We start from the raw sequence: 14,984 nt of genomic DNA, 5'->3' as shown, positions 1-14,984 counted from the left end.
TAGTTAAAAATTTTTAGTATGACTAGAGAAGAAAAATCAATCGCGATTGAAAATTTAACTGCGCAGTTAGCTGGTACAAATATCATTTATGTATCTGATATTTCTGGTTTAAACGCAGAAACAACTTCAAACTTACGTAGAGCTTGTTTTAAAGCAGGTATCAAATTAGAAGTTGTAAAGAACACTTTGCTTGCAAAAGCAATGGAAGCTTCTGCTAATGATTATGGTGATTTACCTACAGTATTGACAGGTAACAGTGCTATATTTATTTCTGATGTTGCTAATGCACCTGGAAAAATTATAAAAGATTTCCGTAAGAAATCTGATAAACCACTTTTAAAAGGGGCTTACATCAATTCTGAAGTATATATTGGAGATAATCAACTAGATGCATTAGCTACAATTAAATCTAAAGAAGAGTTACTTGGAGAACTTATTGGATTATTACAATCTCCGGCTCAAAGAATTATTTCTGCTTTACAAAATAAATTCGCTGGTAGCGAAGAAGAAACTGAAGCATAATAATCCAAACAGAGAGAATTTAGTTTCTCTGTTGCTTAATTAGCGCACAATAAACAAAATATAATTTTACAAATCATTTTAAACGATAGAAAAAATGGCAGATTTGAAACAATTCGCAGAACAATTAGTTAACCTAACAGTTAAAGAAGTTAACGAATTAGCAACAATATTAAAAGATGAGTATGGTATCGAGCCTGCTGCTGCAGCTGTAGTAGTTGCTGCTGGTGGTGGAGAAGGTGCTGCTGAAGAAGCACAAACTGAATTTACAGTTGTATTAAAAGAAGCTGGTGCTTCTAAATTAGCAGTTGTAAAATTAGTTAAAGAACTTACAGGTTTAGGTCTTAAAGAAGCTAAAGATGTAGTTGATGGTGCTCCAAGTACTGTTAAAGAAGGTGTTTCTAAAGAAGAGGCTGAAGGTCTTAAAAAATCATTAGAAGAAGCTGGAGCTGTAGTTGAATTAAAATAATTCAACTCGGTTTTAAGAACTAGGTTTAGGTCCTGAGTTAACACTCAAAGGCCTAAACCATTTTTCGTATAATAAAATACATTAAATTTTATTATCAAAATAGTTTAATATACGAAAGAGTTTTTGATCAATACGAAGAAAAAAAATTGAACTGAAGTCTCAGTTTATTTTTAAAGATGTATTGGTTTTAAAAAGAAAGTATAAACTAAGCAATGTGTTTTACACAAAAAAATTACTTTTTTTTAATCAAAATTTTGTCCATTGATGATAACAAATCAGACTGAAAGATTGAATTTTGCCTCTACCAAAAACATTCCTCAATATCCGGATTTTCTAGATGTTCAGGTAAAATCGTTTAAAGATTTCTTCCAACTGGAAACCAAATCTGACGAAAGAGGCGACGAAGGGTTGTACAATACCTTCATGGAAAATTTCCCAATTACAGATACCAGAAATAACTTTGTATTGGAGTTTCTTGATTATTTTGTAGATCCGCCACGTTATACTATTCAAGAATGTATAGAGAGAGGCCTTACTTATAGTGTACCTTTAAAAGCCAGGTTAAAACTATATTGTACAGATCCGGAACACGAAGATTTTGAAACAATTGTGCAAGATGTTTATCTTGGAACAATTCCTTACATGACTCCAAGTGGTACTTTTGTAATCAATGGTGCCGAGCGTGTTGTAGTATCTCAATTACACCGTTCTCCAGGGGTTTTCTTTGGACAGTCATTCCACGCAAATGGAACTAAACTTTATTCTGCCAGAGTAATTCCTTTTAAAGGTTCCTGGATAGAATTCTCTACTGATATTAACAGCGTAATGTACGCCTATATCGATAGAAAGAAAAAATTGCCTGTAACGACTTTGTTCCGTGCTATCGGATTCGAAAGAGACAAGGATATTCTTGAAATTTTCGACCTTGCTGAAGAAATTAAAGTTTCTAAAACTGGTATTAAGAAATATATTGGAAGAAGACTTGCTGCACGTGTTTTGAACACATGGCACGAGGATTTCGTTGATGAGGATACTGGAGAAGTAGTTTCTATCGAACGTAACGAAATCATCCTTGATCGTGATACTATTATCGACAAAGATAATGTTGAAGAGATCATTGATTCTAATGTAAAATCTATTTTGTTACACAAAGAGGATAACAACCAGGCAGATTATGCTATTATCCACAACACGTTACAAAAAGACCCAACTAACTCTGAAAAAGAAGCTGTAGAGCACATTTACCGTCAGTTGCGTAACGCTGAACCGCCTGATGAGGAAACTGCTCGTGGTATTATAGATAAATTGTTCTTCTCTGACCAACGTTATAACTTAGGTGAAGTTGGTCGTTACAGAATGAACAAAAAATTGAATTTAGATATCCCGATGGATAAGCAAGTGCTTACCAAAGAAGATATCATTACAATTGTAAAATATTTGATCGAATTGATCAACTCTAAAGCAGAGATTGATGATATTGATCACTTATCAAACCGTCGTGTTAGAACAGTTGGAGAACAATTGTCTCAACAATTCGGTGTTGGTTTAGCACGTATGGCTAGAACTATTCGTGAGAGAATGAACGTTAGAGATAACGAGGTGTTTACACCAATTGATTTGATTAATGCTAAAACATTATCATCAGTTATCAACTCTTTCTTTGGTACTAACCAGTTATCTCAATTTATGGATCAAACGAATCCATTAGCTGAGATTACACACAAAAGAAGACTTTCTGCACTTGGACCAGGTGGACTTTCGAGAGAGAGAGCTGGTTTTGAGGTTCGTGACGTTCACTATACTCACTATGGTCGTTTATGTCCGATTGAAACTCCTGAGGGACCAAACATTGGTTTGATTTCATCTCTTGGTGTTTATGCAAAAGTAAACGGAATGGGTTTCATTGAAACTCCATACCGTAAAGTAACTAATGGTGTAGTTGATTTAGAAAGTACTCCAGTTTACTTAAGTGCTGAAGAAGAAGAAGGAAAAATGATTGCCCAGGCAAACATTGAAATGGATGAAACAGGTAAAATTACAGCTAGCAATGTTATTGCTCGTGAAGAGGGTGACTTCCCGGTTGTTGAGCCATCAGTAGTTCATTATACAGACGTTGCTCCTAACCAGATCGCTTCGATTTCTGCATCTTTGATTCCTTTCCTGGAGCATGATGATGCGAACCGTGCGTTGATGGGGTCGAACATGATGCGTCAGGCAGTTCCTTTGATCCGTCCTGAAGCTCCGATTGTTGGTACAGGTTTAGAGCGTCAGGTAGCTTCAGATTCAAGAGTATTAATCAATGCTGAAGGGCATGGAACTGTTGAATATGTAGATGCTAACATCATTACTATTAAATACGATCGTACAGAAGAAGAGAGAATGGTAAGTTTTGATGCTGATGAGAAAACGTACAACTTAATTAAATTTAGAAAAACCAATCAAGGTACAAGTATCAACTTGAAACCAATCGTAAGAAGAGGTGACAGAGTTGTTCCTGGTCAGGTATTATCTGAAGGATATGCTACTCAAAATGGAGAATTAGCTTTAGGTAGAAACTTAAAAGTTGCGTTCATGCCATGGAAAGGGTACAACTTTGAGGATGCGATTGTAATTTCTGAAAAAGTAGTTCGTGATGATATTTTTACATCTATCCACGTTGATGATTATTCATTAGAGGTTAGAGATACGAAGTTAGGAAACGAAGAGTTAACAAACGATATTCCTAACGTTTCTGAAGAAGCTACTAAAGATTTAGATGAAAACGGTATGATCAGAATTGGTGCAGAGGTTAAACCTGGCGACATTTTGATCGGAAAAATTACACCAAAAGGAGAATCAGATCCAACTCCAGAGGAGAAATTGCTTCGTGCAATCTTCGGGGATAAAGCTGGTGATGTAAAAGATGCTTCATTAAAAGCTTCTCCATCTTTACATGGTGTAGTTCTTGACAAAAAATTATTTGCAAGAGCCGTAAAAGATAAACGTAAACGTACTCAGGATAAAGATGCTTTAGGAGCTCTTGAAATGGAATTCGAAACTAAATTTGTTGAATTAAAAGACAGATTGGTTGAAAAATTATTCCTGATCGTTAACGGAAAAACATCTCAAGGTGTAATGAACGATTTGGGTGAAGAAGTTTTACCAAAAGGTAAAAAATATACTCAAAAAATGCTTTACGCAGTAGAAGATTTCGCTCACTTAAGTAAAGGTCAATGGGTTGCTGATGATGCTACTAATAAAATGGTTAATGATTTAATTCATAACTATAAAATTAAGCTGAACGACTTACAAGGAGCTTTAAGAAGAGAGAAATTTACTATTACAGTTGGAGATGAATTACCATCTGGAATCTTGAAATTGGCTAAGATTTATATTGCTAAGAAGCGTAAGTTGAAAGTAGGGGATAAAATGGCAGGACGTCACGGTAACAAAGGTATTGTTGCCAGAATCGTTCGTCATGAAGATATGCCTTTCCTTGAAGACGGAACACCAGTAGATATCGTGTTGAACCCACTTGGGGTACCTTCCCGTATGAACATTGGTCAGATTTATGAGACTGTATTAGGTTGGGCTGGTATGAACTTGGGTAGAAAATTTGCTACCCCAATTTTCGACGGTGCTTCTTTAGATCAAATCAATGCTTTGACAGATGAAGCGAATGTACCACGTTTCGGACATACTTATCTTTATGATGGTGGAACTGGAGAGCGTTTTGCACAAAAAGCGACAGTGGGTGTAATTTACATGCTTAAATTAGGACACATGGTTGATGATAAGATGCACGCACGTTCTATTGGACCATACTCGTTGATTACACAACAGCCACTTGGAGGTAAAGCTCAATTTGGAGGTCAGCGTTTTGGAGAGATGGAGGTTTGGGCACTTGAGGCTTATGGAGCTTCTAGTACACTACGTGAAATCTTAACTGTTAAGTCTGATGACGTTATTGGTAGAGCTAAAACTTACGAAGCTATCGTTAAGGGTGAAACTATGCCAGAACCAGGCTTACCAGAATCATTCAATGTATTAATGCACGAATTGAAAGGTTTGGGATTAGATCTTCGTTTGGAAGAATAAATAAAAGTTTTGTAGTCAGTCTCATTTTTAATGGGACTGATTACTCATTTATATCAGTTTTTAAAGATTTATACCCGTAACCCGTTCCGATTTTTTATAATAATGCGAGTCATTTTTATAACTAGCGCTTCAAATAAAATTTGAGGTTTAGAGAAGTAACCCGAGGTAGTAGCGAATGATTAACTCTTTGTCTTTTTAAAGAGTAGATTATAAATCTAAAATCAATTTTTTAATTGCAAATAAATCAATAGTAAAAACTATGATGAATAACAGAAACAATAATAAAGATAAAAATCAGGTAAAAAGATTTAATAAAATCTCTATCGGATTGGCTTCACCAGAATCTATCTTGAAAGAATCAAGAGGAGAGGTTTTAAAGCCAGAAACTATTAACTATAGAACGCACAAGCCAGAGCGTGACGGGCTTTTCTGCGAAAGAATCTTCGGACCAGTAAAAGATTTCGAATGTGCTTGTGGTAAGTATAAAAGAATTCGTTACAAAGGTATTATCTGTGACCGTTGTGGTGTTGAAGTTACTGAGAAAAAAGTACGTAGAGACAGAGTAGGACACATCAACCTTGTTGTGCCAATTGCTCACATTTGGTATTTCCGTTCTCTTCCAAACAAAATTGGTTATATCCTTGGTCTTCCATCTAAGAAATTAGATATGATCATTTACTACGAAAGATACGTAGTAATTCAAGCTGGTATCGCTAAAAATGCAGATGGAGAATCATTACAAAGATTAGATTTCTTAACTGAAGAAGAATATTTGAATATTTTAGATACTCTTCCGCAAGAAAATCAATATTTAGATGATATGGATCCTAATAAATTTGTTGCCAAAATGGGAGCAGAGTGTATTATGGATTTATTGGCTCGTATTGACTTAGATGCTTTATCTTATGAATTAAGACACAGCGCTAACAACGAGACTTCTAAACAAAGAAAAACGGAAGCTTTAAAAAGATTACAAGTTGTTGAGTCTTTCCGTGAGTCTAATTTAAACCGCGAAAACCGTCCTGAGTGGATGATTATGAAAGTGGTTCCAGTTATTCCACCAGAATTACGTCCGCTTGTGCCACTTGATGGAGGTCGTTTTGCAACTTCAGATTTGAACGATTTATATCGTCGTGTAATCATCCGTAACAACCGTTTGAAAAGATTAATGGAGATTAAAGCTCCAGAAGTTATCTTAAGAAACGAAAAACGTATGTTGCAGGAATCTGTAGATTCATTATTCGATAACACACGTAAAGCTTCTGCTGTTAAAACAGAATCAAACAGACCTTTAAAATCATTATCTGACTCATTAAAAGGTAAACAAGGGCGTTTCCGTCAAAACCTTTTAGGAAAACGTGTGGATTATTCTGCTCGTTCGGTAATTGTCGTTGGTCCAGAGTTAAAATTATATGAATGCGGATTGCCAAAAGATATGGCTTCTGAATTATACAAACCTTTCGTTATCCGTAAATTGATTGAAAGAGGTATTGTAAAAACAGTAAAATCTGCTAAGAAAATCATTGACAAAAAAGAGCCTGTAGTTTGGGATATCCTTGAAAACGTAATTAAAGGTCACCCAGTATTACTAAACCGTGCTCCTACTTTGCACAGACTTGGTATTCAGGCATTCCAACCAAAATTAATTGAAGGAAAAGCAATCCAGTTACACCCATTAGTATGTACGGCATTCAACGCCGATTTCGATGGTGACCAGATGGCGGTTCACTTACCATTAGGACCAGAGGCTATTTTAGAGGCGCAATTATTAATGTTGGCTTCTCACAATATCCTGAACCCTGCAAATGGTGCTCCAATTACTGTACCTTCTCAGGACATGGTTTTGGGTCTATACTATATGACCAAAGAGCGTATTTCTACAGAAGATCATAAAATTATTGGTCAGGATTTAACTTTCTACTCTGCTGAAGAAGTGAACATTGCATTAAACGAAGGAAGATTAGAATTGAATGCCCGTGTGAAAATCCGTGCAAAAGATTTTAATGAAAACGGAGAATTAGTGTACAAAATCATTCAAACAACTGCAGGACGTGTATTATTTAACGAAGTAGTACCGGAAGCAGCTGGATATATCAACGACGTATTGACTAAGAAAAACCTTAGAGATATTATCGGACACATTTTAAGTGTGACTGATGTACCTACAACGGCAGCTTTCTTGGATAATATGAAAGATATGGGTTATAAATTCGCATTTAGAGGAGGTTTATCATTCTCTTTAGGTGATATTAGAATCCCAGAACAAAAAACGAAGTTAATTGCAGATGCCAGAGAGCAAGTTGAAGGTATCTCAACCAACTATAATATGGGTCTTATCACAAATAACGAGCGTTACAACCAAGTTATTGACGTATGGACTTCTGCGAATGCTCAGTTAACAGAATTAGCAATGAAAAATATTAGAGAAGACCAACAAGGTTTCAACTCTGTATATATGATGCTTGATTCTGGGGCGAGGGGTTCTAAGGAGCAGATTCGTCAGTTAACAGGTATGCGTGGTTTGATGGCTAAGCCTAAAAAATCTACTGCCGGTGGTGGTGAGATTATTGAAAACCCGATTCTTTCTAACTTTAAGGAAGGTCTTTCAATCCTTGAGTACTTTATTTCTACTCACGGTGCTCGTAAAGGTCTTGCGGATACGGCTCTTAAAACGGCCGATGCTGGTTACTTAACAAGAAGGCTTCATGACGTGTCTCAAGATGTTATTGTAAACATCGAAGATTGTGGAACTCTAAGAGGTGTTGAAGTATCTGCATTGAAGAAAAATGAGGAAATCGTTGAATCATTAGGAGAGAGAATTTTAGGACGTGTTGCATTACAAGACGTTATTAATCCTCTTACAAACGAAGTAATGGTTAAATCTGGAGAGCAAATCACGGAATCAATCATGAGAACAATAGAAGCTTCTCCAGTTGAAAAAGTAGAGGTTAGATCTCCATTAACTTGTGAAGCTACAAAAGGTATTTGTGCTAAATGTTACGGTAGAAACTTAGCTACCGGAAAAATGACACAAAGAGGTGAAGCTGTTGGAGTTATTGCAGCCCAGTCTATTGGTGAGCCGGGTACACAGTTAACACTTCGTACGTTCCACGTTGGAGGGGTTGCTGGAGGAATTTCTGAAGAATCTAGTATTGTTACAAGATTTAACGGTAGATTAGAAATTGAAGATTTAAAAACAGTAAAAGGAGAAGACAGCGAAGGAAACTCTGTTGATATCGTAGTTTCACGTTCAACTGAGTTGAAATTGGTTGACGAAAAAACAGGAATTGTTTTAAATACGCATAACATTCCTTACGGATCTAGTATTTTTGTTAATGATGGAGATACTGTTGCAAAAGGAACTGTAATCTGTAAATGGGATCCATATAATGGTGTAATTGTTTCTGAATTTACTGGTAAGATTGCTTACGAGGACTTAGAACAAGGACAAACATTCATGGTTGAAATCGATGAGCAGACAGGTTTCCAGGAGAAAGTAATTTCTGAAGCCAGAAATAAAAAATTAATCCCAACTTTATTGGTTTACGGTAAAGAAGGTGAATTGATTCGTTCGTACAACTTGCCAGTAGGTGCACACTTAATGGTTGAGAATGGCGAGAAAATTAAGGCTGGTAAAGTCTTGGTTAAAATTCCACGTCGTTCTTCTAAATCTGGGGATATCACAGGAGGTTTACCAAGAATTACAGAATTGTTAGAGGCTCGTAATCCTTCGAACCCAGCTGTAGTTTCTGAAATTGATGGTGTTGTTTCTTTTGGAAAAATCAAAAGAGGTAACCGTGAGATTGTTATCGAATCTAAATTTGGAGACGTTAGAAAATATCTTGTAAAATTATCAAGTCAAATCCTTGTTCAGGAAAATGACTTTGTAAGAGCGGGTGTTCCATTGTCTGATGGTGCTATTACTCCGGATGATATCTTAAGAATTCAGGGACCTGCTGCTGTTCAACAGTACTTGGTAAATGAAATTCAGGAGGTTTACCGTTTGCAAGGGGTAAAAATTAATGACAAGCACTTCGAGGTAGTTATTCGTCAGATGATGCGTAAAGTAAGAGTTCAGGATCCGGGAGATACTTTATTCTTAGAAGATCAATTGATTCATACTAAAGATTTTATCGTCCAAAATGATAAGTTATATGGTATGAAAGTGGTTGAAGATGCCGGAGATTCTTCTGTATTGAAACCAGGTCAGATTATTACACCTCGTGAATTGCGTGATGAAAATTCATTATTGAAACGAAATGATAGAAATCTTGTAGTAGCAAGAGACGTAATTACAGCAACTGCAACGCCAGTTCTTCAGGGTATTACAAGAGCTTCGTTACAAACTAAATCATTTATTTCTGCGGCTTCATTCCAGGAGACAACGAAAGTACTTAACGAAGCTGCAGTAGCTGGTAAAGTAGATGACTTAGAAGGATTAAAAGAAAATGTAATTGTTGGTCACAGAATTCCTGCGGGAACTGGTATGAGAGAATACGATAATACAATCGTAGGTTCTAAGGATGATTACAATGAAATGATGGCAAATAAAGAAGAATACATTTATTAATTCTTATCAATTCCCTCTTTTTCGGAAGAGGGAAATTGAAAAAATATTAAAATTATGAGTAATCCGAAACAACAAGAACAAATCAACATTGAGTTAGATGAAACCATTGCAGAAGGGATTTATTCTAATCTTGCTATTATCAATCACTCATCATCTGAATTTGTTTTAGATTTTGTAAATATTATGCCGGGTACTCCTAAAGCAAAAGTAAAGTCAAGAATTGTACTGACTCCACAGCATGCTAAAAGATTATTGAGAGCTATTGGAGAAAATATTCATCGATTTGAAGCAGCCCATGGTGAAATCAAAGAAACTGAACAAGCGCCAATTCCGCTTAATTTTGGTCCGGCAGGACAAGCATAAATTTCAAAAGCTCCAGAAATGGAGCTTTTTTTTATAAAGTGACTTGTGCAAAAGTGTATTTTGTCTGATTTAATTTACTTTCAACGAATATGTTTTAATACATTGCTTTTTAATTCTAATTTTGACGTAACATAAAATAAAGAAAATTAATTTTTCCAATAAAAAGTTAATTTAATACTATTAAAAAAGCGCCAACTTTCAAAGTTGGCGCTTTTTGATTATATAAGACGATCAAATATTTATTCAAACTCAGATGTAAAAAATAATTTTACATTTGGATATTTGCTTTGAGTCATTTGAATTGTAAAATCAGAATCGGCTAAAAATACCAATTGGCCATATTTGTCATGAGCCAGAAATTTTTGTTTGATTCTTTTAAATTCTTTGAATTCTTCACTTTTAGGATCATTCGGTTTTACCCAACATGCTTTGTGAACAGGGAAATTTTCATAGGTACATTTTGCACCGTATTCATGTTCTAAACGGTATTGGATAACTTCATATTGTAGTGCGCCAACAGTACCGATAATCTTACGATTATTCATTTCTAATGTAAACAACTGGGCTACACCTTCATCCATTAACTGATCAATTCCTTTATCCAATTGTTTTGCTTTCATTGGATCAGCATTGTTGATGTATCTAAAGTGTTCTGGGGAAAAGCTTGGGATTCCTTTGAAACTCATTAATTCTCCTTCAGTCAAAGTGTCACCAATTTTGAAATTTCCTGTATCATGTAGTCCAACAATATCTCCCGGATATGAAATGTCAACAATTTCTTTTTTCTCTGCAAAAAAGGCATTCGGACTGGAAAATTTTAAATTTTTCTTCTGACGAACATGGTAATAGGGTTTGTTTCTTTCGAATGTTCCGGAAACAATTTTAATAAAAGCTAATCGGTCACGGTGTTTTGGATCCATATTAGCATGGATTTTGAAAACAAAACCAGACATTTTTTCTTCTGTAGGATCAACTAAACGAGTTTCGGAATCTTTTGGTCTTGGTGATGGCGCAATTGTAACGAAACAATCTAATAACTCACGAACTCCAAAATTATTCAAAGCAGAGCCAAAAAACACAGGCTGAATTTTTCCGTCTAAATAATCCTGACGTTCAAATTTGGGGTATACTTCATCAATTAATTCTAATTCTTCACGAAGTTTATCAGCTGCTTTTTGTCCTACGATCTTATCTAATTCCGGATTGTTCTGAACATCAGAAAAAGCAATTGTTTCTTCAATGTTTTTACGGCTGTCCCCACTAAAAAGGTTAATGTTTTCTTCCCATAAATTATAAATTCCCTGAAAATCATACCCCATTCCGATTGGGAAACTTAAAGGTGTAACTTTTAATCCTAACTTTTGTTCTACTTCATCCATTAAATCGAAGGCATCTTTACCTTCACGGTCTAATTTATTGATGAAAACAATCATCGGAATGTTACGCATTCTACAAACTGCAACTAATTTTTCAGTTTGTTCTTCGACCCCTTTGGCAACATCAATAACTACAATTACACTATCTACAGCAGTTAAAGTTCTAAAAGTATCTTCAGCAAAATCCTTGTGTCCGGGAGTATCAAGGATGTTGATTTTTTTGTCTTTATAATTAAAAGCAAGTACAGAAGTCGAAACCGAAATACCTCTCTGGCGTTCGATTTCCATAAAATCACTCGTTGCTCCTTTTTTTATTTTATTATTTTTTACGGCGCCTGCTTCTTGGATTGCACCTCCAAAAAGTAATAATTTTTCTGTCAATGTTGTTTTACCGGCATCAGGATGCGAGATAATTCCAAAAGTTCTTCTGCGTTGTATTTCTTTTAAAAAGCTCATATTTTGTATAAATAGGTTTGCAAAAGTACTATTAATTACTACGATTTAAAAATAAATACGATTCTGTTTTGGTATACATAATTTCGTTTTTCTTCATTATTTATATTAATGAAAATTAGTGAGATGTATTTAACTATTTGTATTGGGTATAATTTTTTGTTAATAGTATAGCAGATAGTTGGATTATGTAATTGAATTGTTATTTTTGTTCGTTATAAGTTGTGAAAACAGGATACAGTTTTTCTATTTCTATAATTTGAAAATATTTGTATAATTAATTTTCAGTTTTAAAGAAAAAAAACTAAAGCCGACCTTACATTCAAATTAAATTTAAAATAATGTTATTAAAAAAATTACAGCTAAAAACTATTGATTACAGGTTAATACTGACAATATGTTTTTTACTTTTTTTCAGCTCGATTATTTCTGCTCAGGAAGTTATTAAGGATGTTGTAGCTGAGAAACCGGCTGATAAAGCTTCAATCAATAAACAAAAGGTGGATGGTATTATTGCCACGGTTGGGGATTATATTGTTTTAGACTCAGATATTGATAAAGGGTATCTTGAAATTACTTCTCAGGGCGGTTCGGTAAAGGATATTACCAGATGTCAGATGTTAGGGAAGCTTTTGGAAGATAAATTGTATGCACATCAGGCAATTCAGGACAGTATTATTGTTAGTGATGCCGAAGTAAAAAGCATGATGGATGAAAGGCTTACTTACATGATGAGACAGACTGGTGGGGATATAAATAAAATTGTAGAATTTTACAAAAAGAGTTCGGTTGAGGAATTTAAAACATATTTTGCAGATATATTAAAAGAGCAAAAACTATCTTCTGAAATGCAGAAAAAGATTGTTGATGCAGTTGAAATAACGCCAGAAGAGGTTCGTAATTTCTTTAAAAAGATACCAAAAGATGAATTGCCTACTTTTGGAGCTGAAATGGAAGTAGCCCAAATAGTGGTAGAACCTAAAGTTTCAAAAGAAGACAAACAAAAAGTGATTGACAGATTGAATTCTATTCGAAAAGATGTTTTAGAAGGTTCAAGTTTTGCCACAAAAGCAGTTTTGTATTCTCAGGATCCAGGGTCTTCACCTAATGGAGGTTATTATAAAATGACCAGAAAAACTCCTTTTGTGAAAGAATTTAAAGATGTTGCTTTTAGCCTTGGAGAAGGCGAGATTTCAGAACCTTTTGAAACACAATATGGATACCATATTATAATGGTTGATAAAATAAAAGGGCAAGAAGTAGAATTGCGTCATATTTTAATTTCGCCAACAGTTTCAGAAACAGCTTTAAAAGAAGCAAAAGAAAGAATTACAAACATCAGAAATAAGATTGTAAATAAAGAAATTTCTTTTGCAGATGCTGCCAGAAATGATTCTGATCAAAAAGAAACAAGAGCAAATGGGGGTACTTTGGTTAATCCGAATACTCAGGATACACGTTTTGAACTGACTAAAATGGATGCAGCTTTATACAGTCAGGTTTCAAATTTAAAAGATGATGAAGTTTCTCAGCCAATTTTGGATACAGATGATAAAGGGAAAAAAACATATAAATTGATTACTGTGACAAATAGAATCGATGAGCATGTAGCAGATTATGCAAAAGATTATACTAAAATCAAAGAGTTAGCATTAAAAGAAAAACAAATCAATGCCATTGCAAAATGGTTTGATACAAAAATCAAAGACACCTATATTAAGATTATTGGCGAATACAGAGATTGTACCTTTACTAATAATTGGTTGAAAAAATAATTTTTATTAAATAAAGAAAAGAGTTAGTTTTATGAATTCATAGAGCTAACTCTTTTTAATTTAAAATATATTCATAAATGTCTGACGTAGCAGCAATTCATAATTTAGTTCAAAAAAGAAACGAATTAAAAACCGAGATAGCAAAAATCATTGTAGGGCAGGATGCCGTTGTAGATCAAATTTTACTTTGCATATTTTCAGGAGGGCATGCGCTTTTAATTGGTGTTCCCGGTTTGGCAAAAACCCTGATGATAAATACGCTTTCTCAGGCTTTGGGTCTGGATTTTAAACGAATTCAGTTTACTCCTGATTTAATGCCTTCGGATATTTTAGGAAGTGAAATTCTGGATGAAAACCGACAGTTTAAGTTTATCAAAGGACCAATTTTTTCGAACATAATTTTAGCGGATGAGATCAATAGAACCCCTCCAAAAACTCAGGCTGCATTATTAGAAGCAATGCAGGAACGTTCTGTAACAATTGCTGGGCAAAACTATAAATTAGATTTGCCTTATTTTGTACTGGCGACCCAAAACCCAATTGAGCAGGAAGGTACATACCCTCTTCCAGAGGCTCAGTTAGACCGTTTTATGTTTGCTATAAAATTAGAATATCCAACATTTGAAGAAGAAGTTCAGGTTGTTAAACAAACTACTTCGGATGTAAAAACGAAGATAAATCCGTTGTTTACAGCTCAGGAGATAATAGATTTCCAGCATTTGATCCGTAGAATTCCAGTAGCAGATAATGTCATTGAATATGCAGTGACACTTGTTAGTAAAACACGTCCTGATAATAGTCTGACTAATGATTTTGTTAGAAATTATCTGGATTGGGGTGCAGGTCCGAGAGCTTCTCAAAATTTAATTTTAGCTGCCAAAGCGCATGCTGCTTTTAACGGCAAATTTTCACCTGATATTGAAGATGTGAAAGCAGTGGCCACCGGAATCTTACGTCACAGGATTATCAAAAATTATAAAGCAGATGCAGAAGGAATTACAGAAGAAGTAATTATCAAGAAGTTGATGTAAATAAGATTTAAATTAGATTATTAGCCAGGCTGATCAAATCAGTTTGGCTTTTTTGTATATGAAAATTCCGCATTTTATATAAGTAGTTTTACTTACTTGCGGTGGTATATACTAAAACTATAACGTTATAAAATACTTATTTAGGAGTATTCTCTTTTAAAAGAGAGGTAAAATCCGACTTTCTTTATAACATTAAATTTTTACTTTGTTAAAGAAAAGTTTTTAAATTATTGATAATTTATTTTTCGAACCTAAAAATGATTTTTTATCAGTTTTTAAGATTGATAGTTGTTTTTTTGCAATAATAATTTTTAAAAAAGCGCCATACATTATATTTTTTTTAATTCTCAG

General features: G+C 34.5%; 8 protein-coding genes. 7 read left to right on the top strand and 1 reads right to left on the bottom strand.

Translation table 11 applies throughout. From position 1 onward, the window contains the following. The first annotated feature begins 18 nt into the window (after nucleotides 1–18). From rplJ to K8B81_RS02890, 5 genes are all read left to right on the top strand, one after another. Complete coding sequence (gene rplJ / locus K8B81_RS02910) at nucleotides 19–522, top strand: 50S ribosomal protein L10 (protein WP_163392994.1); 504 nt, start codon at nucleotides 19–21, stop codon at nucleotides 520–522. Between the two features lie 94 nt (nucleotides 523–616). Continuing rightward, the gene (rplL, locus tag K8B81_RS02905) at nucleotides 617–988 is read left to right on the top strand and encodes a 50S ribosomal protein L7/L12 (protein WP_025572412.1); all 372 of its coding nucleotides are present in this window, start codon (nucleotides 617–619) and stop codon (nucleotides 986–988) included. A gap of 264 nt (nucleotides 989–1,252) precedes the next feature. Further along, nucleotides 1,253–5,065, top strand: a complete 3,813-nt coding sequence (gene rpoB, locus K8B81_RS02900; protein ID WP_223678712.1) for a DNA-directed RNA polymerase subunit beta — start codon at nucleotides 1,253–1,255, stop codon at nucleotides 5,063–5,065. A 259-nt stretch (nucleotides 5,066–5,324) separates the two neighbouring features. Then, nucleotides 5,325–9,635: a DNA-directed RNA polymerase subunit beta' gene (rpoC, locus tag K8B81_RS02895; RefSeq protein WP_025572410.1), complete on the top strand. Its 4,311-nt coding sequence runs from the start codon at nucleotides 5,325–5,327 to the stop codon at nucleotides 9,633–9,635. Between the two features lie 54 nt (nucleotides 9,636–9,689). Continuing rightward, nucleotides 9,690–9,998 carry a DUF3467 domain-containing protein gene (locus K8B81_RS02890; protein WP_025572408.1) on the top strand — a complete coding sequence of 103 codons (309 nt, stop codon included), beginning with the start codon at nucleotides 9,690–9,692 and terminating at the stop codon, nucleotides 9,996–9,998. Between the two features lie 239 nt (nucleotides 9,999–10,237). Here K8B81_RS02890 and K8B81_RS02885 read toward each other — a convergent pair whose 3' ends face one another. Further along, the gene (locus K8B81_RS02885; protein WP_223678711.1) at nucleotides 10,238–11,830 is read right to left on the bottom strand and encodes a peptide chain release factor 3; all 1,593 of its coding nucleotides are present in this window, start codon (nucleotides 11,828–11,830) and stop codon (nucleotides 10,238–10,240) included. Between the two features lie 338 nt (nucleotides 11,831–12,168). Between K8B81_RS02885 and K8B81_RS02880 the strand changes: the two genes are divergently transcribed. Both K8B81_RS02880 and K8B81_RS02875 read left to right on the top strand, forming a co-directional pair. Further along, a complete protein-coding gene (locus K8B81_RS02880) occupies nucleotides 12,169–13,602 on the top strand; it encodes a peptidylprolyl isomerase (RefSeq protein WP_223678710.1) in 1,434 nt (477 codons plus the stop codon). Between the two features lie 77 nt (nucleotides 13,603–13,679). After that, on the top strand, nucleotides 13,680–14,633 hold the full coding sequence (locus K8B81_RS02875) for an AAA family ATPase (RefSeq protein ID WP_025572329.1): 954 nt from the start codon (nucleotides 13,680–13,682) through the stop codon (nucleotides 14,631–14,633). Nucleotides 14,634–14,984 lie beyond the last annotated feature (351 nt).

The organism is Flavobacterium hibisci (assembly GCF_020026925.1).
In the GTDB taxonomy this organism is placed as follows: domain Bacteria; phylum Bacteroidota; class Bacteroidia; order Flavobacteriales; family Flavobacteriaceae; genus Flavobacterium; species Flavobacterium hibisci.
This window is presented reverse-complemented; position numbering and strand designations above follow the sequence as displayed.

What these genes read in the sequence shown, in the direction of transcription:
- rplJ (WP_163392994.1), top strand. Translation starts at nt 19, where the DNA reads ATGACTAGAGAAGAAAAATCAATCGCGATTGAAAATTTAACTGCGCAG.
- rplL (WP_025572412.1), top strand. Translation starts at nt 617, where the DNA reads ATGGCAGATTTGAAACAATTCGCAGAACAATTAGTTAACCTAACAGTT.
- rpoB (WP_223678712.1), top strand. Translation starts at nt 1,253, where the DNA reads ATGATAACAAATCAGACTGAAAGATTGAATTTTGCCTCTACCAAAAAC.
- rpoC (WP_025572410.1), top strand. Translation starts at nt 5,325, where the DNA reads ATGATGAATAACAGAAACAATAATAAAGATAAAAATCAGGTAAAAAGA.
- K8B81_RS02890 (WP_025572408.1), top strand. Translation starts at nt 9,690, where the DNA reads ATGAGTAATCCGAAACAACAAGAACAAATCAACATTGAGTTAGATGAA.
- K8B81_RS02885 (WP_223678711.1), bottom strand. Translation starts at nt 11,830, where the DNA reads ATGAGCTTTTTAAAAGAAATACAACGCAGAAGAACTTTTGGAATTATC.
- K8B81_RS02880 (WP_223678710.1), top strand. Translation starts at nt 12,169, where the DNA reads ATGTTATTAAAAAAATTACAGCTAAAAACTATTGATTACAGGTTAATA.
- K8B81_RS02875 (WP_025572329.1), top strand. Translation starts at nt 13,680, where the DNA reads ATGTCTGACGTAGCAGCAATTCATAATTTAGTTCAAAAAAGAAACGAA.